This window comes from Bifidobacterium callitrichidarum (assembly GCF_003129905.1).
Lineage (GTDB): Bacteria > Actinomycetota > Actinomycetes > Actinomycetales > Bifidobacteriaceae > Bifidobacterium > Bifidobacterium callitrichidarum.
In genome coordinates this window covers 56,206-82,245 of the sequence record NZ_QFFM01000009.1, presented here as the reverse complement: position 1 = coordinate 82,245, position 26,040 = coordinate 56,206, and the positions used below count along the sequence as shown (strand labels likewise).

The window sequence follows — 26,040 nt, the reverse complement described above, 5'->3', positions numbered from 1 at the left end:
GAAAGTCCGCTCTTCTGTCCTGAAACGTTCGCTGAAAGGCCGATCCGTGATTGTTTGGTGCCAGAAGACGGCTTCTCCTGGCACCAAACGATCGCTAGTAGCCCAGCAGTGCGGCGACCGTGTCGAGAACGGCCCGGATGTTGCGCTCGAACTCCTCAGGTTCGGGCAGGAGTGAGACGGCGAGGTAGCCGTTGGACTCCATGTCGAAGAAGTAGCCGGGCTGGCCGGTCAGACGATGGTCGGCGATGAGCCGCAGCACCAACTCGTTCTCGTCGATGACCGAAGGCACGCGCAGCAGCACGTTCCATCCACCCTCCGCACGCAGCACGCCCACCAAGCCATTGGGGTCGGCGTCCAGCAACTCATGCAATCGGGCGAGGTTGCCACGCACCCGCTCGGCAGTCCGTGCGGTCTGGCGGGGTGCGGCGGCCAACAGGTCGGGAATCATCGTGGCGATGATGTCGCTCATCGGCAGGTAGTCGTCGGCGATGACGTCCAGCCGGCGCTTGGCCTCGGCCACGTCATCGGACGGGCCTGACACTTGAATCCAGCCGACCTTGGCATGCGGGGCGGCGAGCATCTTGGAGAACCCGTCCAATGCGAACGTGAGCACGCCCGGTTCGCCTGCCAGTCTCGCGTTGCCGGGGAACGGTTCGAGGGAATAGTCGTAGAACACCTCGTCGGCGATGAGCGCGATGCCATGTTTCCGGCACAGTCGCACCAATGCCTCTCGTTCGGAAGGCTTGACGTAGGAGCCGGACGGGTTGTTGGGGTTGATGAGCACCAGCGCACGAATCCGCTCCCCCGCCGCACTGTCCAGCAGTTCGGCGATGGAGGCGGTGTCGATGAACCATGAGCCGTCGAACTGGAGCTGGTATTCGACCGTTCCCACGCCTTCGAGTCGTGCGATGGATTCGATGAGCGGGTAGCCGGGCTTGGGCGCCAGTACCGCGTCGCCGGGGTCGCACAGCAGTTTGATAAGCCAGGAGTAGGCCTCGGACGTGGAGCTCAGGAGGTACAGGTCATCAGCCGCGACCGACGATGGTTGCGCTTCCACGGGTGGTTCGGAGGACACGCTTCCTGTGAATTTCAGCGAATCGGTATCATGCGGGTCGATCGATGGCACAGAATCATCGCTCGACTTCGCCGTGCAAATGTCACCTTCTCCGGCGGCATATCCTCCGCTCAGGACCGTAGCCAACGACTCGCGCGCGTGGCGCGGTCCGCGCGGATCGGCGGTGTAGACGCTCGGCACCAACGCCGGGGCCAGGCCATGGCGCGTGGGATTGGAATCGTTGAGCTTGACGAGCGCGATGCCGGCCGCCTTGGCCTGCGCTTCGGCCGCTGCGATGGGGTTCGGGGCGCTGATGTCCACACGGGAGGAGAAATGCACGGTCATAGTCTCCCACCTTAGAACCTGCCATTCCCCGGCGATTCGCACCAGTAGGATCGCACTCGCCCCTTCTAAGGGGAGCCGAGAAGAAGGATTCCATGTCAATCTCGGTCCAACAGAGCCAACAAAAAACTCCCCTCGGCCGAAGCCAAAGGGGAGTCAAAAACGCATTCAGCAGAACCGGAACAACGTCACTGCTGCTTGGTGCTGGCGTAGTAGGCGGCACCCACGATGCCGGCCTGGTTGCGCAGCTTGGCGGGCACGATCGGCGTCTTGATGTCCACGTAAGGCAGGAACTTCTCGCTCACACGGCTCACGCCGCCGCCCACGGTGAACAGGTCAGGGTTGAAGTACTTCTCCATGAGGCCGTAGTACTTGGTCAGACGCTTGGCCCACTTCTTGTAGCCGAGCTCCTCCTGCTCGCGGATGGCGGAGGAGGCGTACTTCTCGGCGTCGAGGTGCTTGGCGCTCAGGATGATGTGGCCCAGCTCGGTGTTCGGAATGAGCTGGCCGTTGTAGATGAGGGCGGTGCCGATGCCGGTGCCGAGCGTGGTGGCGATCACCAGGCCCTCCTGGCCCTTGGCGGCACCATACTGCACCTCGGCGAGGCCCGCGGCGTCGGCGTCGTTGACCACCACGACCGGACGGCCACACGCCTCGGAGAACACCTCGGTGACGTCCACGCCAATCCAGGACTGGTCGAGATTGGCCATGAAGTCGAGCTTCTTGCCAGGCTTAATCGGGGCCGGGAAGGCGATGCCCACCGGAGCGGATTCCGGCACTTCGAAGTGATCGAGCTGCTGCTTGACGATGGCGGCCACGGCCTGCGGCGTGGAGACCTCAGGCGTGAGGATCTTCAGTCGCGGTTCGGCGAAATCGCCCTTGATGAGGTCCACGGGCGCGGCCTTGATGCCGGAACCGCCGATGTCGACGCCAAAAGCCTGTGCAGTTTCAATCATCGTTGACCCTTCCTTTCCCGGAATAATAGGATTCGTTTGGTGTCCCCAGTCTAACGCGGCCAGCACGCGACACCAAAGATTTCGCCCACGTTCTGCAATCGTGTGCATTGACTACGTAGTCAATCGGGCTGTCTGTGATGCGCATTCATCTCGCACCAGAGACGCCAGGAGGCGAGCGAAACGAACCGCATCACGCCGCCAATACGTGGGTCTTCGCGGAATCCGCGCGATAATGGGAGGCATGGCAGAACATACCCAACTCATTGATGCAATCAACATCCGCACCGCTGTGCGCGCCTACGACAACGAGCCAATCGACGACGACACGGCTCGTCAGCTGGAGATGACCCTCCAGCCCATCAACCTGCTTGCCGACCTTGACATCCAGCTGGTGCGCGACCAGCCGAAGGTGTTCGCCGAGGCCAATGCCTCCGGACATCTCACGAACGCCGCGAACTATCTGGCCATCGTGGGCCCGAAGGACGATGACGAGGCCAAGGAACGCGCCGGCTTCTACGCCGAGCGTGTGGTGCTCGCCGCCACGCTGCGCGGACTCGGCACGCTGTGGGTGGCCGGCTCGTGGGACCGCGCCGAAGCCGCCAAGCATTGCCGCGTGACCGGTGCGCAGGAGCTGTATCTGGCCGTGGTGGTCGGCCACCCGAAGGATCATCTGGCGTATCAGTCGAAGTCCTATGACGAGTTGTGCGAGATTCAGCGCGCGCATCGCCCGTCCAAGAGCTACGAGCAGTTCACCGCTCTGATGAGTGACGAGGCCCGCGAGGCCGCGCCGGCATGGTTCAAGGCCGGAGTCGAGGCCGCGATGAAAGCGCCGAGCGCGATGAACCGCCAGCCGGTCACTTTCACGTACAACGCCGCCGACGATACCGCCGCCGCGCACATCGACCCGGCCGCGGGCGATGAGCATTGGGCGCTGAACGATCTCGGCATCGCCAAGCTGCACTTCCAGATCGGCGCCGGCCAGGGCCAGTGGGCATGGGGCGACGGCGGCCTGTTCATCCACAAGTGAGCAGCATTACGGCTCCCCTCCCTGAGGGGAGCCACAAAAATAGGCCTAGTCCAGCGGCGGCATGGGCTTCCACGTGGGATCATGCAGCAGCTTGCGCGAATCCCACCAGCCCTTGGCGATCTTGACCAGACCGGTGCGCAGGTGCTCGCGGTCCACCATCACCAGACGGATGACCTCCTTGACGGCCGTGAGCCAGGTGCCCAGCGCGAACAGCGCCGGACGGAAGTCGCCATACGTCATGAAGTAGCGGGCCATGTAGCCACGGTTGCGCATGATGTGGTAGCGGTTCATATCGGACGTGGAGTTGAGCTGGCGCACGCCGGCGATGTCCCAATTGCCAATCTCGCGCGTGCGGCGCAGGATCACATCCGGCACCACGATCGGGTTGGTGACCTTGCTGGCACGGTAGCCGTACATCGTGTCGTCCCAGTAGATGAAGAAGCGCGGGTCGGGCAGGCCGATCTCCTTAACCACGCGACGGTTGAACAGGCCACCCTCGAAGCACAGCGTGTCCATCACACGGTAGCCGGCCGGCCCGAACGCGGCCGGGGCGATGGGGTTCGGGATGCCCAGCGGCACGATGAAGTCGTACTGCCAGTAGAACGGGCCGCCGTCGTAATCGAAGCGGGAGCCCTGAATCACCTCATGGCGAGGAGTCCACTTGGCGAGCTTGGCGATGGCGTCCGGCAGCACGGCGACGTCGTCGTCCATGACCCAGAACCATGCGGCACCGAGCTCGTACGCCTTCTTGACGCCTGCGGAGAAGCCGCCCGCACCGCCCAGGTTCTCGGTCTGCGGCGCGTAGACCACACGCTCCTCGTTGCCGGACTGGTCGGCCACGGTGGTACCCCACTGGCCGGTCACCTTGCCGGCGAACTCGGCCACCATGCCTGCGGTTTCGTCGGAGTGCTCGTTGTCCACGATGATGATGCGCCACGGTGCCTGTTCGAGCGCCAGAATCGAATCGAACAGCACGCTCAGCAACTGCTGGCGCTTGTAGGTGGTGACGATCAGGGCGAGTTTCTCGATGGTCTTGTTGCGGTTCTTCACTTCAGCCATGGTCTCCATTGTTGCACTTGACCGGCACAAACCAAACCCGCCCGCTCCGGGCAATCAGCCGGAACGGACGGGTCTGTTTCTATCGTTCTTTTATTCGGTAGGCGACGCTGGGGTCGTCGGCTCCTGGTTTACACCCCTGCTCCGGTCGCGACGCACGTCGTGGATGATCACGGCGGCCACGGTGCAGGCGATGGCTACGAACGCGACCGCGCTGATGGCGGCACCGGTGTCGGCGGGGATTTCGGAGCCGCCGGGTGTGGTGCCGGGATTCGGAGTAGGTGTGGGGTTCGGGTTCGGCTCGGGATTGTCGGGGTTCGGATTGTCCGGATTATCCGGATTCGGATTATCGGGATTGTCCGGATTGGGGTTCGGATTCGGTTCGGGTGTATCGTCGCCGCTGAACTTGGGTTCCGCGGTGACGTTGAACTCCCCCGTGCCGTCGTCCGCGATGCCCGGCACCGCGACGAGGAACGGATCGCAGGTGTACGCCTTGTTGGCGCTGGCGACAGCCGTACGCGCGGCGAGATACAGTCCCGCCGGCAAATTAATGAACTTCAGTTGGCCGGCGGCGTCGGTCTTGCCGGAATGCTCGTACAAATCGTGCTTGCCGGCGTATTCGGCGAGGTCCTTGGCTGCCGTGTTGTATTCGGAGGCGCTGAGGCTCCCCCAGTCGCGATCAAAGTCGGCGAAGGCCTTCAACGTGTGGTACGCGGTCGGCTTGCCGGTCTTGTCGAGATCGGCCGAGGCCACGCGCACAATGGAGTACGTGTCACCAGCCAGCGGAACGGGATTGTTCGTGTCACGGTTCCAGATGGCGCTGATGGTCAATGTGCCGGTGCGCGCATCCGTCGCGTAGGCACGCGATGTCATGGTAAAGGATGATGCGACGAGTCCCGCAAGCGTCAGGGCCACGGTGAGTATGACGACGAACAACGCGGAGAACGGTTTCGGTGATCGCGAAGACACCCAGCCCGTCCGGGGTGCGCCCGCATAGGTCATCTGATAGTCCGACGACGACATCGAACGATATGCCGGCTGTCGCCGTAATGCCGAACACGGCATGGTGTGACGTTCGGTGTTACGCATGTCTGCCATGTCTGGCCGGTCCTTTCCGTGTCGTGGTGCCGTAATCGTCGTTGTTGTGGTTTGTGATGTGTGGCTCGATTGGTGACGGTGGAGGCGCCGCTTCCTGCGACGCACCGTCGAGTAGGCCCGCAAGGTGTTCCGTGGCGGAGGGTGCGGTGGCGTTGTCTTCACCGTTGGCGTCACCACTCGCGGAATCAGCGGGACCGATTACGCGGGCGACGATTTCATCCACGCCTTCCGCGTGACGGCGCTTCTCGTCGTGCCAACGCCAGATGCGCCAGCCGGCCAGCAGGACAATCAAGCCAAGCGACGGCAGCACATACTGCAGCGGGATATCCACGTGGAAGGTGGGCTCGGCGTCCTTCTCCTGCTCGGGCGTGTAGGGGATGCGATGCGCGCGCACGAGCAGTCGATGCGTGTTGACCGCGTACGGCGTGCAGGTGATGAGCGTTACCAGGTCCTTGCCGGGCTCGATGGCCAGCTCCTTGGTATTGGTCGGGAGCACCACGGTGATCTTGTCGACCTGGTAGGCGTAGGTGTCCTTCAAAATCTTGATGTAGAACCTGTCGCCCTTCTTCATGAGGTTCAGGTCCGTGAACAGCTTGGCCGTGGGCAGTCCGCGGTGACCGGAGAGCGCCGCGTGCGTGGATTCGCCGCCCACCGGCAGCGATGTCTGTTCGAGATGTCCGATGCCCACCTGCAGCACCTTCTCGCTGGTGCCGTGGTAAATGGGCATGGTCTCCTTGAGGCGCGGAATGGTGATGTATCCCATCATGCCGTCGCCGTTCAGGTTCAGCAGCTTGTTGTACGCTTCGTCCGTGGATTCCGTATTGACGGCACCGGTCAGCGCATCCGTGGAGCCGGAGTTTGCGGCGGCAAGCTGACGATTCCATTCATGGGCAGCTTCAGTAAGCTTAGCCGCCTCCTCGTCGCTGAGGGCTTCGACTTCGGAATCGTAGCCTTTGACCACATAGGAGGCGTTGCGCATAATCAGGAAATTGCTGATTGTCGGATAAAACAGCACCAGCAAGCCGGCCAGAATCACCAGGACCGGCATGAACTTACGCAGCCGCTTCATCCGACCTCCTTGCGTGTTTTCCGAAAAGATAAATAATGTGCGCGTCACGTAATCCCTCGACGCGCAAGAGGGCGACGGAGTCGGAAGCACGGCTCAAGTCAAGAACTTTGGCCGAACTTCCGACTCATTTCAGGTGACAATCATCCGCTCCCCTAGTTTCGGAAAGCATGCACCATCTCAGGCACGCTTGCCGGACTTGCGGTTCGACTTCACGTACCAGACCGTGCCGAGCGCCATGATCAGCACACCGAACGCGGTGAACGCAGCGGTACCGATGCTACCGGTACCCGGCAGGAGGCCGCCCTTCTTGTTGATGATGGTAACGACCGGAACCGTGGCACCCGTAGCCACAGATGCCTTATTAACGGTCCAAGACTTCAAAGTTCCATCATTGTTGTAATCAGCAGCGATAACAATCTCAATCGAATCCTTGAGATTGTTATAGCCGGTCGGAGCCTTGGTCTCCTTCAGGTAGTACGTGCCTTCCTTCAGACCTTCAAAACGAAGCTTACCGTTAGCGTCGGTCTTGACCTCAGCGTCCTGGGCTGCGGTTTCACCGGTCTTGGCCGGACGGAACGAGACAGACTGATCCGCAGCCGTCATCTTGACCAGATTAATCTTCTTGCCCTCAGCATCCTGTAGCTCAAACTGAGCGTTTTCCAGCTTCTCGCCATTTTCCTTCTCGGCGACCTTGTTCACATCGAAGCCAAAGTCGTAGGTGTGAGTCTTGTCCGGCTTGGAAGACTGCGGATTGCTCGGGTCGTTGCCGTAGTCAATCTGAGCCTCGTTGTCGTTGTCCCCGGCAACGACCGCGTTCTCGTTAAGGGTGGCTGAGTACTTGACAGTGATGGTTTCACCGGCATCGTTCGCGTGAAGATTCTTGAAGTCCTTCATCGTGATGGTAATCACGGTCTTGCCTTCATTAGCACCAGTTCCAGGGGCATAGGTAGCGGTGTAATCAGTGCCCTTAGTCAGTACCGTGTTGCCGATCATCACGGTCGGGTTGAAGACCTGCTGGTCGCCTTCCGCATCGGTGTTCAGTGTAAGGCCCTTGGAGAGCTTATCGGTGAACTGGAACAGGTAATTGTCAGAGGCTCCAGACATGTCCGGAACGATGGAGGTAAGGGTAAAGTCGACCTTGTCGCCGATCTGGGCGCTGTTGTGGTTCGACTGGTTGCCGTCCTTGTCGGTCACGGTCTTGTCCACAGTCGGAGTGGAGCCCTTGAGCGTCTGGTTAATCGGCGTGTTATTGGTCACGTTGACGAGCATGCCCTTCTCATTGAGCGTGTTAGAGACCAAGTAATAGCCGTAGGCCAGGTTCTCGAAAGTGGCGCTGTAGTTGCCGGAAGCATCAATGTCATTACCGACAGTCTTGGTATCGGTTGCCGTAGCATTATCCTTCGCCCAAGCACGAGCAAGCTCAGCGAACTTGGTAATCGTCGGGGTGGAAGTACCACTCAGACCGGCAATCAGATCGTACGCCTTCTGATTCACGTTATACTCGGTCACATCGCTCAGACCAAGCTCCGTGGAGTTCTTGAAGAAATCCGTCCAAGAAGCATTCACCGTGTAACCACCGGTCGTGCTATCGGCCACCGTGGTGGAATCGTAATCGAGCATCTTGTAGATGCTTACGCTCTTGCCAGCAAAATCACTGTCCGTGCTGTTCACGGTCAGCTTGCCGTCCGCCGCATCAGCAGCATTGGCGGTCGTGGCACCGAGTCCGGCAAAGCCGAAGAGGGTGGCCGCAGCGAGGACGCCCGCTGCGAGTTTCTTGGTCAGTGAGTTCATCACTGTGTTCCTTTCCTTCTTTGGGACTTTCCGTCCGATATCGGGCGAAAAGGGTGGGCATTGTCATGGCCCGACACCAATGAGGGTGCCGGGCAAATCTTGGTTATCGGGATATCGGCTATCCACCGTCAGGCGAGATGCCGGCCTCGGGATCGCACGCGCGAACGCCGTCCATCGGCCACGGTCCATGCGGCGCCGAGTCCGAGTACGAGCACTGCGGCGAGTACGATTGGCGCGATGCCGTTGCCGCCGGTACCGGGCAGGACAATTCTGCTGTTGGTCACGGTGGCCACGACTTCCTTGTTGTCGTACGCATAGGAGACTCGGTATCCAGCCTTGGCGGGATCCTTATCACCATCGCCCTTGCCGAAATCGACGCCGGTTTCCTCGACCGTGTACGTGTAGTAACGGGTCGTGTCCCCATCCTTGAACGCAACCGGCAGGCCCGTAATCTTCGTACGCCAGGTATCGCTCCACAGCGAACCGTCCGCCGAGGTCATGGTCACGATGAACGGATTGTCCTTGTCCTTGGCCTCGCAGTTCTCGTTCTTGCACTCGATGGTCTTCGGCGTAACGACCGTGCCGTCGTCCTCCGTATAGGTGGCGGTCACCTTGATGGTGATCGACTTGGGCCGTTGCAGCGCCGGGATATCATCCCAGACCTTCTGCAAGGTCATATCGACGACCTGGCAGCCTTCCTCACCGCACGGGTCCTGACCATCGTCAGGTTCGGGAGTGAGGCCACCGTTGTTGCCGTTGGTCGGAGTGTCGAGCATGAGCACCGCCTGCGCGGCGGACACATACACGCCGAGTGCCGCAGCCTTGTTCACAGCGTCGTCACCGGTGTCGTTCTTGCCGCCGGTGTTGTTCGCCATCTTCGCGTCCTTGTAGTCGGAGAATTCCTTGATAACGGCCTTCTCCGAAGCGCGGTGGGCGACGTCGTATCGGTTCAATCGAAGTCGGAGAGCACCGGTCACATCAATCGGATTGCCCTGCTCATCGGTGACGTCATCCATGTGCGAGCCGTACGTGAACTGCTTGTTGTCCTTCGTCAGCGCATAGGACCAGGTTGATGGCACGTTGCGGTAGATGTGGTACGTGTTGCCGTTGCCCTCGATCTTCTGCACGCTGTTGAATTCGTACACGCTCTTGAGCTCGGTCTTGCCGCTGAACGGGCCGACCAGACCGCTGGTGCCGCGAATGGTGTCGGCATAGGTCATGTCGTCGTGTTCGAGCAGACCTTCATGGTTGAGACCCACGAAACCGCCCGCGATACCAGTGCTCAGGCCTTCAACACCATCAGTGGTCTGCGTGGCTCCGCCGCCGAACACGTCGTAACCGTCCGCGATACCCTGCACCGAGGAATACGTGGCCTTGGTCCGGTTGGCCTTGATGAGTTCGACACTCAATTCGGAGCGCAGCTGATTCTCGTCAACGCCATTTTCAGTGCACGGTAGCTTGATGGTCGAGTCACCGATGGTGATGATCGCCACGTCAGTCTGCTGGCCGTTGGTATCGCTCTTCTTGGAAAGAGACACACCGATCTTCAGACCGAACAGGTTGACGTACAGCAGATCGCCGTCCGCGAGAATCTTGATATTGAGCAGCTTCGTCACACCGTCGGGCAGCCACTTGCCTAGATCGATGACGCCCAGCTTCTCCAGATTCGGTACGTACAGCAGCTTGACCAGCGCGTTCACCACCTTGAGGATGATGTCCACCAGCACGGAGCTGACCTTGGTCTCGACCAGATAGGCCATGGTCGTCTCGCCAACGAACCCACCGGCAAGTTCACCGCTGGACACCTTCTTGAGACCTGTCACCTTGGAACGGGAGACACGCGCCAAGTCGGCATATCCGGTGAAGCCACCGGCCACTTCTCGCCCGTTCGCCGCCTCGGTACCAGCCTGGTAATCGCCGCCCGAATGGGACGCCGCAACAGTGAAACCGTCCGCGATGCCCGCCACCGACGAATCATCCACATGAGAGCCCCAGATGTCGAGCACACCGGCGGTCGCGCCAAGCAGCTGGCTGACCTGTGCGTTATCGACGTCCACGGTACCGGCCTTGCCCAGATGGCCCACGAAGCCACCGGCATAGTTCACACCGCTGACGCTGTTGAGCCCGTTCACGGTGCCGTAGTCGACGGTTCCATTGATCAGGCCGCCGGCGAAGCCACCAGCCGCACCCGTGTACCGCTTCGAATCGAGGATGCCCTGCGTACTCGAATCATGCGCACGAACCTGGAAGCCGTCAGCCACACCATTGACCTGAGCATGGTGGATGAACGTGCGGAATGCCTCCAGAGCGCTGATGTTGCCCGCCTTGACGAGACCGAGCAACAGCTTGGTGCTCTGATCGCCGTCGGTACCGCCCGCCACCGATGCGACGGCGGTGGTGTCGGCCTGTCCGACGAAACCGCCCGCATACTGGCCACCGTCAACACCACGCAGACCATCCACAATCAGCGTGTTCGCCGTATCGGTGCCGCCGTTCTTCTCGGTACCGGCGATGACGGCCTTCATGATGCCGGCGAAGCCGCCTGCCGCACGCGCGTACCTGACATCGGAAGTCTTGCTGTCCGTATCCGTTGAATCGGTCGAATCAGCTGAGCCCTCGGCGTCAGACACATCAGACGCATCAGCGGCATCGTCATCGGATTCGGCCACATCATTCGTTTCACCCGAAGCAGTATCCGTCACCGTATACTTGCCTTCCACGGTGAAGCCCCATGCCTCGGCCGAACCATTGTCCTTGACGGAAGAGACGGTAGCGCCGCGCACCGTCGAGACGGTTGCCTGCACCACCTGCGCAAGATCCTGCGGCGTCTTGATCAGGGCGTCCAGCAGTGACTGCAGGATGCCTTCGGAAGCGTTCGTGTTCACGTCCGCCACACCGGCGGCCGTAATCATTCCAGCATATCCGCCGATGGCGTTCGCGCCCTTCACGCGGCGCAGGTTCAGCGCATTGCATCCGCTCGCTGTGTATCCCGCATGCGTGGCACCAATCGACCAGCGATCGTCGGACTGCTCTGCATCGGAGAAGGTCTTGTCACCCCAGATCTGCGCACCACCGGCATAGCCGACGTAGCCGCCTGCATATCCGGTTTCATGCGTCAGGTCGGTACCGGTGGCGGTAACCGTCATACCACGGCGGTAGCCAGTGACGGACGAGCTCTTCACCACCGGAACGAATACGTTGAGCACGCTTGCGAGCTTGCCAAGGTTCGCCTTGATGAGTCCCAGCACATCGATGCCGCCGAGTTCGGCCGCGCCACCGGACTGCATGGTTCCAGCGAAGCCGCCGGCAGCCTTCATCGCGCGCACTTGGCGCGTATCCTGCGCCTGACCGTTCGCAATCACGCCGGAGCGCATCAGACCCACATAGCCACCGGCGTTGCCGCCTTCGGAAGCGTTTGCGGTCTGCGAATAATCGGTGCGGCCGGCAACGACATTCGTACCGAATGCATAGTTGTCGATGGCATCCGCCAAATCATTTTCGCTGGAGATGCTGTTACCGTTCTTGACGATCTCCGCAAACTCCTTGCCGTATGCACCGTTAACGCCCACGGCCTTGATCCATGCCTGCCACGTAGTCGCGTCGAGGTTGCGCAGAGGACCGGTCACCTGCGTGTTCTCTTCGGTCGGATAGGAGACCTGCAGAGCGCCGAGCAGGTTGTCGACCTTGATAAGGCCATACAGGAGCTTCAGACCACCCGTATCCGCAGTGGATGCGGCCTGCATGAAACCGGTGAAACCGCCAGCGAACTCGGCACCATACACGGAACGGATACGCGCGGCGAACGCAGTGCGTTGTTCACCGTTGTAATGGTTATTGTCGTCGTTCTCACTCTTCCAAGACGCATTGTTCTTACCCCAGATGTGACCGCCTTCGTTGTGGCCCACGTAGCCGCCGGCCATGCCGCGCATAGCGTTGCCGTCAGATGCGGCCTGTGCACGCACCGCGCCGCCGCAGGGCACGGCGTCGGTGGACGAGTTGCGGATCGTCGGCACGAAGTCCTGGAGGAGGGAAGCGAAGGTGCCGCTCGTATCCACCAGTCCGTTAAGTACGCTGGTGTTCGAACCGAGTACGCTTGCCGCATCGCCGGGTTCGATGCCACCCGCATAGCCGCCTGCGGTGATTTGTCCGATGATATACGCGAAGTTATGCGCGTTCGCATCCTGGACATGTCCGCCGGTGATGCGCCCGGCGAAACCGCCGGCGTCACCAATCGGATTGTCGGCGCTACCGAGCGTGGGCGTGCCTTCGCCCAGCGACTCGTTCTCGGCGTCGGTGCTGCTGGCCCGCACGGCGTAACCGGACACGTCACCAATCACGTCCGAATGTTCAACGGTGGAAACCACCACATTGAGCACGCTCAGCACGTTACCAAGGTTGACTCCCCCGCCCAGCAGGGAGAGACCTTCGCCCACGGAAGCCGCGGAGCCGATGTCCATACGACCGACCCAGCCGCCTGCATAGCGTTTCGCGTCAACCGCGTACTTGCTCTGTGTGTCATCGAAGTACGAGGAGCCGTCCGTGCCTTCCAACGCCTTCGGCTCGGTCACCTTGGTGTACCGCAGCTTGTTTACGCTCGAATACGCGACCTGCATGCCGGAGCCATAACCGATGTAGCCGCCGGCGGAACCGGACAGGCTGTCATCCTTGTCCAAACGCAGTGCCGTCACGCGCAGACCATCTTTGCCGGACTTGACGCCTGCATAGGAGATGTACGGCACATATCCCTGCACCAGATCCACCAGATCGGCAATCTTGACCGTGCCAAGCTTGCCAAGCAGGCTGATGCCGCCCTTGCCCGCGGAGGCTAGCGCGCCGGAGACTACCTTGCCGCCGAAACCGCCGGCGTATGCGCCGCCGGTGACGTGGTCGAGATTGTTGACCGTCACATTGCCATCCACGGTCACGCGATTCTTTACCGCTTCCAGCGTCTCATCCTTCTCCAGCTCCTTGGTGGAGAACTGGTTGACCTTGCCGCTCTGGAAGTTGCCGGCGAAACCGCCAGCCACGTCGCCTTTCACATAGCCGCCATTCACATAGGTGACGGTCGTGTCCTTATAGTCGGGAATCAGATATGGCACCGCGCCGAGCAGGTTGTCCACGGACAGCAGGCCGCCGTCGATCATCTCCTTGAGCGCGCTTGAGTCCTCGGCTCCGTTGGATGCCGCCTCCATCAGGCCGCCCGTAGTCGAGTAGCCCACAAAACCTCCGGCAAGGCCATCGGCCTCGCTGGTATCCGCGGTGACGGACTTGAGGTTCGTGACGTGGCTTTCGCGGGTCTTGGTGCTGTTGGCCTGACCATAGAAACCGCCAGCCGCGTAGTCGTTTTCCTCGTTGTTGTCGTTATGCCCGCTTGCGGTCACGGTCAGACCGTCCGCAATGCCACTGACATTGGAGCGAAGCACCTCCACCGAAGAGTATTCCGCCACGGAAAGCAGACCGGAGAGCTTGATAAGGCCGAGCAGGTTCAGACCGGATGCACCCACCGTGTCGGCTGGGCCGGAGAAACCGATGAAACCGCCGGACTCGCCCTTGGCTGCGACGCTGCTCAGATTCGAAATCGTCACATCCGTCAGATCGCCGCCCGAGGCGCAACCAATCGCACCACCTGCGTAATAGCCACCCGCTTCGACCGACCAGCCAGTTTTAGGACTATCGAAAGTCACATTTTCCACGGTGAAGGCGGCGAACTGGTCGAATTTCTTCAGCGTCGACAGGCTGCCGATTTTGGCTACGCTATTGAGCAGGCCCACAACCTGGGTGGGTTGCAGGTTGCCGGCGATGCCACCAGCGTAGGAGCCTGTCGCCTTGACGGACTTAAGACCGCCGACCAAGGTGGAACGCTGCTCAGGGAATTCACGCGCATTGTTGTATTTCCAGAACGAAAGGTTCTCCAGATGCGCCTGTGAAGAATCACCGATCACAGTGCCGGAGCCATCACCGACAATGCCACCGGCGTAGTCGCCATTCGAGGTGACCGTGATGTCGCCGTTCATTTGCGCGCCGAGGATGATGGATGGGTTCACACCTGCGATGGTGAGCAGTGCACCGGCTCCATCCGGATTGGCTTCGAGCAGTTTGGTGAGGATGGAGGTCAGCTGCTTGATAAGCGACGTGTCCGCCGACTTCTCATCGGAATCAGTACCGGCCTCCAATCCCCAGCCGGCCGAGGCACGTCCGGTGAAACCACCGGCATGGGATACCGTGGCGGTCACGGCGAGCACGCCCTTTACGGTGTCGTTGACAGCGTAGGCGTTGGCCAGACGGCCGGCGAAACCACCTGCGTAATTCTGAGCGGTGAGTGAGACCTCACCGTCAGAGGTCAGCGTCGAGTTCTCGATGAGGCTCTGCGGGCGGAGTGCGGAAAGAATCGTGATGCCCAGCGAGTTGAGCAGACCTCCGACTTCGCCGTTGCGGCTCACACCGGCGAAGCCACCCGCGTATTTGCGAGCCGTCACGGTGAAGCCATTCTGCGTCTTCACTGACGAATTCTCGATGATGGAACCAATCTGCGCACCGACGAAGCCGCCGGCGTAATCCGAATCGGCGTTGCCGAGCGTGGTGTCCTGCTTGAAGTTCACCACATGTGAATCGGAAATCACCGGATTGTAGTAGCCGACCGGCACGAGGGCGTTCAGGCCGAGCGTGCTGCCCAGCAGCCAGTCAACGAGATCGCCCAGGCCCAGGAAGGGAATCACATTGAGAATCTTTGTAAGTGCCTCAATCAGCGCACCCAGCGATTCTGAGGCAATATCGTACTTGGTCGCGCCTTCCACGTAGCCGGCGAAGCCACCGGTCATGCCTTTCACGTTCGAGACCGTGGCATCTTCGACCACGCAGCCGGTCACCTTCGCATCACCGTAGATACGGCCGGCGAAAGCACCCGTCGCGAAGTTCGACGGATTGTTCTTGTGCACGGTCAGGAGATCATTCAGGCCGAGGTCCTTCGGCAGCAGTAGACTCACCAATTTCAGCAGGGCGGACACCAATGTCTCATCTACATGCGCGACCGTCGCATTGTTGGCTACGTTCACGTCACTGAGCTTCAGGTTTGCGACGACGACCGTACCCGTGCTCTGCACACCGCCTGCGTTGTTTCCGCTGTTCGTGATGCTGGACGTGCTGGTAATCGAAGCGAAGAAGCCGATGCCCTGCTGCTTGTCCACATCAAGGTTGCCGGCGGGCTGATTCACCTTGACATGGGAAATCGTCGGCTTCGCCGTGCCATCCTGCACGCTTTCGCCGTCTTCACCAAACACATCCCACAAAGTCGACGCCGTCTCACCTTCCGCGCTCACCGCACCAAGCATGACGCCCGAGAACATGAGCGGGGACCACTTGGCGGAGCTCAGATCGATATCACGGAAGATGATGTAGTTCGCGGTGGCGGTGTACTTCAGACCCGTGTTGATGTCCTTGGTACTGGTGACATCCACACGATTGCCGTCCGCGTCTTTGAAGAAGTATTTCGTACGCTCGTAGGTGATTGCGCCCGTTTGATGGACCGAATCATGATCAGGGAAATCGCTGCCACGCAAGGTAGCTCCGGTGTCCAGATCCGCATCTCCCTTGTACGCTAAGCTTTCCGAACCCTTATCTTTCCACAGGCCATCCGCCAGACATGCCGCGGACGCGCTACATGACTGGGTGATTGAGTACACAGGGCCGGCAAGCACGCTCTTTTTCGTGCCGATTGCGCGCAGCTGCTGCTCGTTGCCGATGAGGATGTAGGTCTTGCCGTTGATGGTCTTGGTGACCTGGCCGATGAAGTCACGGCCGCCGAGGGCGGTGCTCACGGCGTGGGTCTGCGTATCGCCGTCGCTGGAGTCGGCAGCGTTGTTGGAATCGGAGGAATCCGTGGTCGAGTCGTCGGAGGAATCGACGGCGTCGCCCTGGCCGGCATTAGTGCCGTTATTGCCGGCGCTGTCGTTGGAAATCGCATCATCCGCACCGGCATTGCCGGCGTCGGTCACACCGGTCGAATCTCCGTCGCCGCCAGTCTGCTCGCCGTTCGAGGCAAACGTGTCATCCTGCTGCTGTCCCAGAATCGTATTGGTCGAAAACGCCGGCTCCGAATCGTCGGAGAACGAGTCAATCGGAGTGACGTTGTTCCGTGCGGTATCGGTGCGCAACGACTCCGCCGCGGAGACGATGGTGCTGTCGGTGACCACCTTGCCATTGGAGATCACCGTCACACCGGAATCGGAGACTACGGTGGTATTGCCGTTGTTCCGCGCATAGGCGCTGGGCACCGCGCAGGTGAGCATCAGCGAGGCGGAAACAGTTCCTGCAATAATCTTGCAAACGATGGCATCCGGTTGCTGCACTACGTGGAGAAAACGGTCCATGGCCTGCCGGGCTTCCTGGATCACACGCATCCTTCACCTCTCGTTATCGCGGAGTCGCCTCTATGCAAAACAGCCCCGATTATTACCCCCCCCCCGCGACAGAAATTAACCTCGTTAACATAGACGGCGTGTCGATATTTGTCCTATTATTTGTCAACACCATACGTTACCCAGGACGCCGGCATTCATCGTAAAAATGCCCTCATATCAGTATTTTCAAGGCATCTCGGCATCTTATGGGAACGCATTCACCCCTCAGAAAACACCGCTAGACAAATGCAGATAATTTGCCCACCACTCCCCCGATATTCGCCATCCATCATCAATACGACGGGGGTATGGCGTCGCTCCTTCGCATAGACCTTCACCGGCTTCCGATTCCAAGAATCACTTCCCGGCCGATCACCGACTCCCGCTTGCCCCTCATTTCAGTCTGTTGCCGCAGTCAGACCCGCGAGCAGTCACAAGCCGCCCACCCGCCGTGCGCCAACCGCGAAATCCACCTTCATCCGTGAAACGCAACTTGCACAGGTCCTACGGATGGCGTATGAATATGCCTGTCAGTTTCAGGGAAGGTGCAATTCCTTACTGGCGGTAACCCGCACCCCGGGATTCATAACGGGGCAAGTGGGAAGCCCGCGACCCGCGAAAGCGGCTGATCCGGTGAGATTCCGGAGCCAACGGTTACAGTCCGGATGGAAGAAACGAGGGCTCAATATGAGCGTATCTTCGCGTATCCGCATGCAATTTGTCCGTTCCATCGCGCCTGCCGCGGAAGGTGCCGCAGGTTCCGGCTCGACCGGAACGACCGCCGGTAGCACTGCCACCGGCAAGCTTGGTTCGCACAACACCGGCGTGGCCGACTCCGGCCGCTGGTCCACCCGACGCATCGCCATGTACGCGCTGTTCGTGGCGCTGGCGATGGTGACAAGTTTCATCGAGTTCCCGATCACGCCCGTGACCTGGCTCAAGTACGACCCGTCCGGCATCGTCTGTCTGATCGCCGGCTTCGCATACGGCCCGTCCGCCGCGGTGATCGTCTCCGTGCTCGGTTTCGTGCCGCACGTGTTCGCCGATCCGTGGGGCACCCTGATGGCAGTGCTCGTGGCGCTGTGCCTGTCCGTGCCGGCCTCGTTCATCTACCACAAGGCCCGTACCCGCAAGGGCGCCGCACTCGGCATTCTGGCCGGTGCCGTGCTGGCCATCGTGGCCGCGATCGTGGGCAATCTCATCGTCACGCCGATCTATGCGCACATGACGGTCTCCGCCGTGGCCGCGATGATCGTGCCGATCCTGCTGCCGTTCAACATCGCCAAGATGGCGATTCACGCCGTGGTGACGTTCCTCATCTACAAGCCGATCTCCAACCTGCTCGCCAAGCAGCAGTGATTGCGCTCGTGTGGTGCAACCGGACTTAAGCTGTTCCGGCTCATCTCGCTGCAGGAAGCCGTCAGCAGAAGAGCAATAGACATGGCGACGCCACCTGGCTCCTCTCTCTGAGGGGAGCTGTCGAACGCAGTGAGACTGAGGGGAGCACCTTTTGTGTAGGACTCCCCTCAGTCAGCTTCGCTGACAGCTCCCCTCAGAGAGGGGAGCCAAAGCATCCGCTCTCACCTGCTTACTTTCACTTCTACAACCCGTTACCCCACAACACATTCCCTTGGATTGCCGATACATGACCGATTCCCACTCCCCCGCCATCGCCGCCGACCTGTGCCATATTCGCTTCAGCTATGACCACGGCTCGACCTGGGCGCTGGATGACGTTTCACTGACCATCCACGCCGGCGAGCGCGTGTGCCTGGTGGGACCGAACGGCTCCGGCAAGTCCACGTTGGCCCGGCTCATTGCGGGACTCACCGCCCCGGATGCGGGCGAGGTGACGTTGCTCGGTCATCGCGTCTTCACGGATGACGGTCCGAACGCCGCCGAATACCGTGCAGCCCGCCGCGGCATCGGCGTGGTGTTCCAGAATCCCGAGGACCAGCTCGTCACCACGGTACTTGAGGATGACGTGGCCTTCGGCCCGGAAAACCTCGGTCTTGACCGCGAAACCATCGGCAAACGTATTCAGCAAAGCCTTGATGCCGTGGATCTGGCAAACGTTCGCCGAGCCGACCCCACACGCATGAGCGGCGGCCAGCAGCAGCGCGCCGCCATCGCCGGCATGCTGGCCATGAACCCGTCCATGCTGGTGCTGGACGAACCCACCGCCATGCTGGACGAGACCGCCCGAGCCGAGGTGATGCGTGTGCTGGACGCCTTGCAGAAACGTGGCACCACCATCGTGCACGTGACCCATCACGCGGACGAGACACTGCATGCGGACCGCGTAATCCACATGCAGTCCGCCCGCATCATCGAGGACGCACCGGGCAATGCCATCGCGCAATGCCCAGAAACCGCGGAATCATCGGCCGTATCCGACCCGCATCACGGTAATCATCCGGCTGCCTCGCTGCCGCTGCTTAGCGACCTGTCCAACCCGTCCACGTCTGCGACAGACGCCGCTACCCCGCCCGCCATCCGCGTCTCTCACCTCACCTACCGGTACGCAGGTGCCGAGCAATCGGTGATCAACGACCTGTCCTTCTCCATCCAGCGAGGCAAGACCGTGGCGCTGATGGGTTCCAATGGCTCCGGCAAATCCACGCTGGTCCGACTGCTGTGCGCACTCGCCAAGCCGGATTCCGGCCGTATCGAGGTGGCCGGCATTCCCGTGGCACGTCCTAAGCCCGCCAATCGCAAGCAGCTTGCGGAACTGCGCCGTCATGTGGGTTACGTGATGCAGCATCCTGAGCATCAGCTGTTCGCGGAGACGGTGGCCGAGGACGTGGCGTACGGCCCGCGCAATCAAGGACTGAGTGAGACGGAAGTCGGCGAGCGCGTGCGCGAGGCACTGAGCCTGCTGCACATCGAGCATCTGGCCGACCGCTCCCCCTTCGATTTGTCCGGCGGCCAGCAGCGGCTTACGGCCATCGCGGGCGTGGTGGCATGCCGCCCGGATGTGCTGGTGATGGACGAGCCCACGGCGAGCCTCGACGTGCATGCCAAGGCTCGCATTCACGAGCTGTTGCAAACGTTACGGAATCGTGGCGTCACGATGCTCATCAGCCCCCACGACCGTGCGGAGGCCGAAACCCTGTCCGATCGCGTGGTGCGTATGCCGTCCGCCGCCGAAACCAGCCAACCGGATGGGACCCGGAGCGATTCCATGCCGATGGACGTCACCCCAGTAACCCCAGTAGATATCCCGCGCCCCGCCTTGGGCGATTCTCCGGCGGACCGCAGTACCGGCGGACGTGGGCCGGCCCCCTCAGGCACCGCAGCGTCGGCGAGCACCAGGAAACAGCCCACGTCCGCGCCAGCCGTCGATTCCGTCCGGGACCGCCGCTCCCCGATTCACCGGCTGGATCCGCGCGTGAAGATGGTGGGATTCCTAGCCGCGATGTTCACGATGTTCGCCGTGAACACGCCCGCACAGCTGGCACTTGGCGCGACGCTCACGCTGGCGGTGATGCTGGCCGCCCGACTCAATCCGGTTCGCGTGCTTGCGACCATCCACCCCATTCTGGCATTGCTCGCGCTGATGAGCCTATGCAATCTGGTGGTGGTGCGCACTGGTACGCCGCTGCTCGCATGGGGACCGCTGAGCATCACCGATGACGGCGTGATGATTGCGGTGCTGTACACCTGCCGTTTCGCGTTGGTCATCATCATGGGCGCGATGTTCCTGATGACCACCACACCCACCGCCATGACGGACGCCTTCGAAGCGTTGCTGCGTCCGTTCTCCCGGTTCGGCCTGCACACGCAGGAAATCGCGCTGGTGATGAGTCTGGCACTGCGGTTCATCCCCACACTGACCGGAGAGACACGCGCCATCATCGATGCGCAGGCGGCCCGCGGCGGTTCCATCGAGACCGGTTCGCTCGGCCAGCGCGTCAAGGCGATGAGCGCCATCATCGTGCCGGTGTTCGCCGGGACGCTGCGTCATGCGGACAATCTGTCGCTGGCGTTGGACGCCCGCTGCTATGAGGAGGGTATCTCCCGCACGCATTGGCGTGTCTTCGCCCCGGCCGCGCGCGATGCGGTGTTCGCCGTGGCGGTGATCGCATATATCGCCGCGATTGTGGTGCTGTAGGAGTCTCGTTCCAGAAAGCAATCCCGGCTCTCATTACAAGACAGGGGGCGGCAGTGCCGGCAAGTGATTCCGTGATTTGCGGCATAGCCCGCAAATCCGATGCCGAGAAACAGCTCATCCTGATAACCCGGTCCGCATGACGCGCCCGGCGGGTATGCTGTTGGGGTTATCGAAACGTAAGGAATTCCCATGGCATTGACCAAAAAGCAAATCAAGCAGCTGCGCGCGCTGGCCAACTCCCTAAAGCCCCTGTTCTACGTGGGCAAGAACGACCTGACCGAGGCGGCCATCAAGCAGGCCGACGAAACCATCGAGAAGCACGAGCTCATCAAGTGCGCCGTGCAGGACGGCTCCGGCCTGACCGCCAAGGAAGCGGCCGAGCAGCTGGCCGAGCAGCTGAACGCCGAAGTGGTGCAGTCGATCGGCAACCGCTTCGTGATCTACCGCCGCTCCCAGCGCAAGGATGTGGAGCACATCAAGCTCGTGCGCGAGTAGACAGTCCTTCAGGCTTCCCAAACCGGGAAGCCTTTTTGTTTCCGGCGCGGCCCGCACGGTTCCGCTCTTTGGCAAAACGTGAGAAGATGGTGAACAGCAACGGCCCGACGCCGTTCGACCAGAGAAGGGACCCAACGATGAGCGACAACCAGCAACCGTACATTCCGGCCAGTCCGGAAAACCAGCCTCAGCCCGATGCTTCGCAGAATGCGGCATACGGCACCCCGACCAGTCAGTCGCAGACCGGATACGCCGCCCCGCAACAGCCAATCTACGGTCAGACCGGCAGCGAGTACACTCCGCAAGCCAGCGCCTACAGCCAGCCGGGAGCTTACGGACAGCCCTCCGGCGAGTACGCCCCGCAGACCAACGCGGCCAATGCCTACGGCCAGCCGGCTTACGGACAGCAGCCTCCGCAGGGCTACGGTCAGTCGACCGCACCGAACGGCTACCAGCAGCCCGCGCCCGACGCACAGGGCTACGGCCAAAACCCGAATCCCTACGCGCAGCCCCAGTACACCCAACAGACACCCGGCGCCTATGGACAGCAGCCACAGTACGCGCAACCGCAATATGCCCAGCCCGCCAACCCGTACACCCAGCCGCAGCCTCCGTATGGCGCGCCGCAGTATCCCGCCGCCGGTTACTCCACCAAGTCCAAGATGGCGGCCGGTCTGCTCGGCATCTTCCTTGGCTCCCTGGGCGTGCACAACTTCTATCTGGGCTACACGGGCAAGGCCGTGGCGCAGCTGCTGCTCACGCTGGTCGGCTGGATTCTGCTCGGTCTGGGCCCGATTGCGGCCGCCATCTGGGGTCTGGTCGAAGGTATTCTCATCATCTCCAGCCAGTATGGTTCGCCGTGGCACAAGGACGCCAACGGTCAGGAACTCACGGACTAGCCGCTAATCTGTAGCGATGATTGCCCGCAGGGGTCGGTACACGACCATCGACGGGCATCCCCCGCACGAACGGCTTCCGCTGGATTATGCCCGGCCATCAAAGAGACCACTCGCACGCAATGCGACACGCCGGTCATGGACTCACTGTGATGTCCATGACCGTTTTTGTTGTCCGATTCACCGCAAAATCGCACATTCCAAATGTTCGTTTTATATCCCAAATGAACAGACGTAGACACACCGGGACAGAACCTTCCAACACCGTTACTGTTGGGTTAATACTTCATAAATCGGCTTTATTCCAATATTTTCCGTGTTACGCTTAGGAACCAGCACAAGCCAATGTGCGCAATGCCTCCCCTTGAACGGCAGGCACATGGTGTGCGTTTGACCTTTTAAACGAACATCATCGGAATATCATATCCGCGGGCGACCCACCCAAGGTCGTCATCCATGAAAGGAATAACCATGGCGGAAGAAAAAGTCATCGTCGTCGATCCTGATATGTTCGGCAAGACCCCTGAGGACAAGACGGCCAAGGCCAACTCCGTGGCCAAGAGCTTCGGCATCAGCGATGAGGCCCTGCAGGAAGTGGAGTACTTCAAGCAGCAGCTGACCAACCACAACGCATGGGACCTGCCGTTTATGGGTTACGTGAACGACGATGGTTACGGCTACGCCTACGTGCCGGACGCCGCCATCACCACGACTCCGTACTGGGATGCCCACAAGGCCTTCCTAGCCCTGCCGGAGGACGTGCAGACCGCGTTCGCCATTCGTATGCTGTTCACTCACCGCCCGGTCGATCGTTACGGTGCCGCCATGTTCCTGCACTACCAGCGCGGTTTCAAGGTGGACTTCGAAGGCACCGGCGCCAACAAGTGGTGAGATGCTGGTAAATCGATAAGTGACCGACTCAGCCATTGCTGCAGCCGGCTCAATCACGGAGCGTGAAGGTGCGCGACAACGGCGTCGCGCATCCTTTCCCCCTTGGCTCTGGTAAGCCAAGATTGACGCCGCAGGGTAGAATCGGCGAGCTTCGAGCGCACCTTAACACGCCGCGCACCCCAAACCTCTCAAAAATCAGGCACACCTCAATCCAATTCAGCGCTTCACCGGCCGACCAGGTTGATGAGCTCCTGATGCTTGGCGTAGCGCGACACATTGGCCAGCGCGATGCGGATGATCTGCTCGGAGGTCTCCTTTAGGTGGTTGCCGCCGGCCACATGCGGCGTGATCAGGCAACGCGGCTCATCCCACAGCGGGCTTTCGGCCGGCAACGGCTCCGGCTCGGTCACATCCAGACCGGCGCCACGCAGCTGCCCCGCAGCCAATGCCGCGTCCAGAGCTTCGGCGTCAATGGCGTCTCCCCTGCCGGCATTGAGCACGATGGCCGTGGGCTTGAGCTTAGCCAGTCGTGCGGCGTCCAGCAGATGATGCGTTTGCGGGGAGCGCGGCACGGCCAACACTATGACGTCGGCGAGCGGCAGCAGCGCGTCCAGACGGTCGAACCCGTACATTTTCTCGATACCCTTGGCCGGGGTATCCGCGTGACGGCGCACGCCGAATGTGCGCATGCCCACGGCCTGTGCCAGCACACCGAAGTGCGAGCCGATGTCACCGGCTCCGATGATCAGCGCGATGCCGCCTTCCGGGCTCAGCACCGAGCCCTCATCCTGCCAGCGATGGTCGCGCTGGTTGGATGCGTACCGGTTGAGGTTCTTCATCAGGGACCACATCATGGAGAACAGGTGCTCGGACACACTGCGACCGTATGCACCGCTGGCGTTGGTCACCATGGTGCCGCGCGGCAGCACGCCGGGGCGCACGTAGGCGTCCACGCCGGCGCTGAAGGTCTGCAACCATTCGATGCGCGTGTACTTCGCGGCCTCGGCGGCCGGGAAATTACCAATGACGGCGGTGGCCTGTGCCTTAAGCTCCTCGGGAACGACTGCATGCCACACCATGTCGCCGCGCTGGGACTCATCGCCCACGAATTCCTGTGGCACCCCGCGTGCGGCCTTGGTGAAGGCCTGTCGTTCGGTCTCGTTGAGCGGCAGACAGTTGACGATCAGCTTATGCGTGTTCTCGATTCCCATGGTTCACCAACCTAGGAGGCAGGGCGGATATTGGAACCTGTCGTCCGCTCACCGCCCGCCTGTAACGCGCCTAAGTCCTACCTACCCCGCCAATCAGCGCGAGGAACGACGCGCGCGGATGTGGAACGCGGTGGCCAGGCAGCCCCAGCCAATCAGGCAGATCACGATCATCGTGGCGAACGTCCATGCGCCGCCCACGGCGGTGGCGTGCGCGAATCGCGGCGTGCCCTCCTCGCCAGCGCCGGCCTGTGCCACGGCGAGAATCGTGGAGAACAGCGCAGTGCCGGCCGCACCGCCGAACTGCAGGCCGGTGTTGAAGATGGCGTTGCCGTCCGGGCGGAACTGATGGGGCACTTCCGAAAGGCCGCTGGTCATCACGTTGGCGTTGCCGATGGCGTAGAAGAAGCCGAAGACGAAGTAGAAGCCGGCCAGCATGGCAGGCGTCAGATGCATGGAGAAGACCAGCATCAGGACCGGCCCCAGGATGGCGATACCGAGCGGGATGAGAATCGGCTTGACCGCGCCGAACTTGTCGTAGAACCAACCGCCCACGGGCGCGCACACGGCGCCCACCAGGGCACCGGGCAGCACCAGCGAGCCGGCAACGAACGCGCTGGCACCGAGCGAAAGCTGGGCCACGTTGGTGATCACGTAGCCGTATCCGATGGCCACGAGCGGCAGCAGCGTGTAGGCCAGCGCGTGCAACAGCACGGCCGGATCGCGCAGGATGCCTAGGCGCAGCAACGGCGAGAACGCACGCTTGGAGCTCACGGCGAAGAGCAGCAGCGCGCCGAGGCCGATGATCAGGCTCACGACGGCCACGATGCCGGACTTCATGGCCGCTCCCCCGCTCACGGCCGCGCTGACGGCCACACCGCCCTGGTTGAGGGCGAGCACCAGACCGACCAGCGCGATGATGATGGAGCCCAGTTGAATCGGGTCAAGATAGGCGGCTTCGGTGGGCGTGCGCTGTTCGATGCAGGCGCAGCCGATGACCGCGGCGATGAGCATGAGCGGGACCGCGATGACGAAGATGGCACGCCACGGCAGCACGCTGGTCACCGCGCCGCCCACAGTGGGGCCGATGGCCGGGGCCACGGTGATCACCAGCGATCCCACGCCCATGAGTCGTCCGATCTTGGAGCGCGGCGACTGTTCGAGGATGATGTTGATCATCAACGGCGTGGCGATGCCGGAGCCGACGCCCTGGATGATGCGGGCCACGATCATGAGCGGGAAGGCCGATGCGAAGATCATGATGAGCGAGCCGACGAGTCCAAGCGCTACGGCCGCGAGGAAGATGGCCTTCAGACGGAAGCGGCGCTTGAGGAACGAGCTGATGGGCATGGTGGCGGCCACGGACAGCAGGTAGATAGTGGTGATCCACTGCACGGTGGCGGTGTCCACGTGGAATTCACGCATGAGGGCCGGGAACAGCACGGTCATCACGGTTTCCGTGAGGATGCCAATGAAGGCCAGCGAGCCCACGGCCACGATGGCACCGATGAGTCGGGCCGGAATCCTTTCGGAATCCGCGGATCCAAGTCCCGCGTTCATGTGTTTCGTCTCTGCTTCAGGCATGATGCTCCCCATACGTTCGGTGTCAACAAGCGGAATGTCAGGTTTACCAACCGGCATGATGGT

At 61.4% G+C, this 26,040-nt stretch carries 14 protein-coding genes, 2 pseudogenes and 1 riboswitch; of the genes and pseudogenes, 6 read left to right on the top strand and 10 right to left on the bottom strand.

Annotation, left to right across the window (positions count from 1 at the left end; translation table 11 throughout):
• Positions 1-94 precede the first annotated feature (94 nt).
• The 3 genes and pseudogenes from DF196_RS05415 to ppgK all read right to left on the bottom strand — a co-directional run.
• A pseudogene (locus DF196_RS05415) lies at positions 95-1,030 on the bottom strand (pyridoxal phosphate-dependent aminotransferase); the annotation flags it as partial.
• Between the two features lie 83 nt (positions 1,031-1,113).
• A pseudogene (locus DF196_RS14185) lies at positions 1,114-1,399 on the bottom strand (pyridoxal phosphate-dependent aminotransferase); the annotation flags it as partial.
• Between the two features lie 185 nt (positions 1,400-1,584).
• A complete protein-coding gene (gene ppgK, locus DF196_RS05410; protein WP_109056863.1) occupies positions 1,585-2,352 on the bottom strand; it encodes a polyphosphate--glucose phosphotransferase in 768 nt (255 codons plus the stop codon).
• A gap of 241 nt (positions 2,353-2,593) precedes the next feature.
• Between ppgK and DF196_RS05405 the strand changes: the two genes are divergently transcribed.
• Positions 2,594-3,379: a nitroreductase family protein gene (locus DF196_RS05405; RefSeq protein ID WP_109056862.1), complete on the top strand. Its 786-nt coding sequence runs from the start codon at positions 2,594-2,596 to the stop codon at positions 3,377-3,379.
• Between the two features lie 45 nt (positions 3,380-3,424).
• On the opposite strand, the gene DF196_RS05400 is transcribed toward DF196_RS05405, so the two are convergent.
• The 5 genes from DF196_RS05400 to DF196_RS05380 form a co-directional block, all read right to left on the bottom strand.
• Complete coding sequence (locus DF196_RS05400) at positions 3,425-4,438, bottom strand: glycosyltransferase (protein WP_476537632.1); 1,014 nt, start codon at positions 4,436-4,438, stop codon at positions 3,425-3,427.
• Positions 4,439-4,528: 90 nt separating this feature from the next.
• A complete protein-coding gene (locus DF196_RS13435; RefSeq protein ID WP_158276275.1) occupies positions 4,529-5,533 on the bottom strand; it encodes an isopeptide-forming domain-containing protein in 1,005 nt (334 codons plus the stop codon).
• Positions 5,517-6,602 carry a class C sortase gene (locus tag DF196_RS05390; protein WP_109056859.1) on the bottom strand — a complete coding sequence of 362 codons (1,086 nt, stop codon included), beginning with the start codon at positions 6,600-6,602 and terminating at the stop codon, positions 5,517-5,519. Before DF196_RS05390 ends, DF196_RS13435 begins: the two co-directional genes overlap by 17 nt.
• A gap of 177 nt (positions 6,603-6,779) precedes the next feature.
• Positions 6,780-8,393, bottom strand: a complete 1,614-nt coding sequence (locus DF196_RS05385) for a SpaH/EbpB family LPXTG-anchored major pilin (RefSeq protein ID WP_109056858.1) — start codon at positions 8,391-8,393, stop codon at positions 6,780-6,782.
• A 128-nt stretch (positions 8,394-8,521) separates the two neighbouring features.
• A complete protein-coding gene (locus DF196_RS05380; RefSeq protein WP_421728447.1) occupies positions 8,522-16,678 on the bottom strand; it encodes a cell surface protein in 8,157 nt (2,718 codons plus the stop codon).
• A 639-nt stretch (positions 16,679-17,317) separates the two neighbouring features.
• Positions 17,318-17,470: riboswitch (FMN riboswitch) on the top strand.
• A gap of 6 nt (positions 17,471-17,476) precedes the next feature.
• Here DF196_RS05380 and DF196_RS05375 point away from each other — a divergent pair.
• The 5 genes from DF196_RS05375 to DF196_RS05355 all read left to right on the top strand — a co-directional run bounded on the left by DF196_RS05375 (position 17,477) and on the right by DF196_RS05355 (position 23,185).
• Complete coding sequence (locus tag DF196_RS05375) at positions 17,477-18,148, top strand: ECF transporter S component (RefSeq protein ID WP_109056856.1); 672 nt, start codon at positions 17,477-17,479, stop codon at positions 18,146-18,148.
• A 286-nt stretch (positions 18,149-18,434) separates the two neighbouring features.
• Complete coding sequence (locus tag DF196_RS05370; protein ID WP_109056855.1) at positions 18,435-20,903, top strand: energy-coupling factor transporter ATPase; 2,469 nt, start codon at positions 18,435-18,437, stop codon at positions 20,901-20,903.
• A 189-nt stretch (positions 20,904-21,092) separates the two neighbouring features.
• Positions 21,093-21,398 (top strand): YhbY family RNA-binding protein, encoded by a 306-nt coding sequence (locus DF196_RS05365; RefSeq protein WP_109056854.1) that lies wholly within the window; start codon positions 21,093-21,095, stop codon positions 21,396-21,398.
• A gap of 86 nt (positions 21,399-21,484) precedes the next feature.
• Positions 21,485-22,297: a TM2 domain-containing protein gene (locus DF196_RS05360; protein WP_421728446.1), complete on the top strand. Its 813-nt coding sequence runs from the start codon at positions 21,485-21,487 to the stop codon at positions 22,295-22,297.
• Between the two features lie 468 nt (positions 22,298-22,765).
• Positions 22,766-23,185 (top strand): glycerophosphodiester phosphodiesterase, encoded by a 420-nt coding sequence (locus DF196_RS05355; protein WP_109056852.1) that lies wholly within the window; start codon positions 22,766-22,768, stop codon positions 23,183-23,185.
• A 224-nt stretch (positions 23,186-23,409) separates the two neighbouring features.
• Here the strand turns inward: DF196_RS05355 and DF196_RS05350 are convergent, their stop codons facing one another.
• On the bottom strand, positions 23,410-24,396 hold the full coding sequence (locus tag DF196_RS05350) for a D-2-hydroxyacid dehydrogenase (RefSeq protein WP_170114985.1): 987 nt from the start codon (positions 24,394-24,396) through the stop codon (positions 23,410-23,412).
• Positions 24,397-24,489: 93 nt separating this feature from the next.
• Complete coding sequence (locus tag DF196_RS05345; RefSeq protein ID WP_241519600.1) at positions 24,490-25,977, bottom strand: MFS transporter; 1,488 nt, start codon at positions 25,975-25,977, stop codon at positions 24,490-24,492.
• Positions 25,978-26,040: the final 63 nt, after the last annotated feature.